General features: G+C 67.2%; 2 protein-coding genes. Both read left to right on the plus strand.

The window, feature by feature from the left end:
• The first annotated feature begins 61 nt into the window (after positions 1-61).
• Complete coding sequence (gene prmC / locus ABGA94_RS01540) at positions 62-919, plus strand: peptide chain release factor N(5)-glutamine methyltransferase (RefSeq protein ID WP_065196909.1); 858 nt, start codon at positions 62-64, stop codon at positions 917-919.
• Positions 920-967: 48 nt separating this feature from the next.
• On the plus strand, positions 968-1,909 hold the full coding sequence (gene pip / locus ABGA94_RS01545) for a prolyl aminopeptidase (RefSeq protein WP_188239693.1): 942 nt from the start codon (positions 968-970) through the stop codon (positions 1,907-1,909).
• The last annotated feature ends 113 nt before the right edge of the window (positions 1,910-2,022 follow it).

The following is a 2,022-nucleotide window of genomic DNA, read 5'->3' on the forward strand; positions in this document are numbered from 1 at the left end:
CGAGCCGATGCTCGGCTGTTCCAGCAGCAGCCGAGCATCGGCTCGGCCCTACAATTGAGGCATGTCTTTCCAACCCGAACCCACCCTGCGTCAGGTCGTAGCTGACGCCAGTGCCCGCTTGGGCGGTGTCGATGCCCGCCACGAAGCCGAACTGCTGCTGCTGCATGTACTGGAGCGCCCGCGCAGCTGGCTGTTCGCCCATGCCACCGATCCGCTGGCCGCCAATGACCAGGCCGCCTTCGAAGCTTTGCTGGCCCGCCGTGTGGCCGGTGAGCCGGTTGCCTACCTGACCGGGCGCCGCGGTTTCTGGACGCTGGACCTGGAGGTCGACCCGGCCACGCTGATCCCGCGCCCGGAAACCGAGCTGCTGGTCGAGTTGGCGCTGGAGCGACTGCCGCCGGACCAGGCGTTGCAGCTGGCCGACCTCGGTACCGGCAGCGGTGCGATCGCACTGGCACTGGCCAGCGAACGGCCCCGGGCACAGGTGCTGGCCACCGATGCCAGCCCGGGCGCGCTGGCCGTGGCCGCGCGCAATGCGGCCCGCCATGAACTGGACAACGTCCGTTTCGCCGAGGGCGGGCACGACTGGTATGCGCCGCTGCAGGGCGTGCGCTTCGACCTGATCGCCAGCAATCCGCCGTACATCGCCAGCAACGACCCGCACCTGGAACAGGGCGACCTGCGCTTCGAACCGTCTACCGCGCTGGCCTCGGGCATGGACGGCCTGGATGACATCCGCCGCATCGTCGATGGTGGCCAAGCCCACCTGCGGCCCGGCGGTTGGTTGCTGATCGAGCACGGTTGGGACCAGGGCGCGGCGATCCGGGCACTGTTCGAGGCGACGGGATTTGCCGAGGTGCAGACCGTGCAGGACCTGGAGCAGCGCGACCGCATCACCCTGGGCCGGCGTCCGGCCTAGAATGGAGGTTCTCCTGCCCCGGCAGGGCATCACCCTGGAGCTGCAAGCATGCGTACGCTGTACCCCGCCATCACCCCCTACGACGTCGGCACCCTGAAGGTCGACGACCGCCACACGCTGTACTTCGAACAGTGCGGCAACCCGGAAGGCAAGCCGGTGGTGATGCTGCATGGTGGCCCGGGTGGCGGCTGCAGCGACAAGATGCGCCAGTTCCACGATCCGTCCAAGTACCGCATCATCCTGTTCGATCAGCGCGGTGCCGGCCGTTCCACCCCGCACGCGGACCTGGTGGACAACACCACCTGGGACCTCGTCGCCGATATCGAGAAGCTGCGCGAGCACCTGAAGGTCGATCGCTGGCAGGTGTTCGGTGGCAGCTGGGGCTCGACCCTGGCGCTGGCCTATGCCGAGACCCATCCGCAGCGCGTGACCGAACTGGTCCTGCGCGGCATCTTCATGCTGCGTCGCTGGGAGCTGGAATGGTTCTACCAGGAAGGCGCCAACCGCCTGTTCCCGGATGCGTGGGAGCACTACCTCAAGCCGATTCCGCTGGTGGAGCGTCATGACCTTATCTCGGCCTTCCACCGCCGCCTGACCAGCGAAGACGAGACCACCCGCCTGGAAGCGGCCAAGGCGTGGGCGGTTTGGGAAGGCGCGACCAGCTTCCTGCACGTCGATGATGACTTCATCAACAGCCACGAAGACCCGCATTTCGCGCTGGCGTTTGCCCGCATCGAGAACCACTACTTCGTCAACGGCGGCTTCTTCGAGGTGGAAGATCAGCTGCTGCGCGACGCACACCGCATCACCGACATTCCGGGCGTGATCGTGCACGGCCGCTACGACGTGGTCTGCCCGCTGGCCAACGCCTGGGACCTGACCAAGGTGTGGCCGAAGGCGAAGCTGGAAATCACCCCGGCCTCGGGCCATTCGGCGTTCGAGGCCGAGAACGTGGACGCGCTGGTGCGCGCCACCGATAGCTTCGCGTAATGCCCCGGGGTCAGATCCCTTTCCCACGGAAAGGGCTCTGACCCCAGCCAGGAATCCATCCACGCATGGCGTGGATCTACTGCACCCGGTAGTGCCGGCCGCTGGCCGGCAAC

The organism is Stenotrophomonas sp. 3diitr2024 (genome assembly GCF_042136455.1).
In the GTDB taxonomy this organism is placed as follows: Bacteria; Pseudomonadota; Gammaproteobacteria; order Xanthomonadales; family Xanthomonadaceae; genus Stenotrophomonas; species Stenotrophomonas sepilia.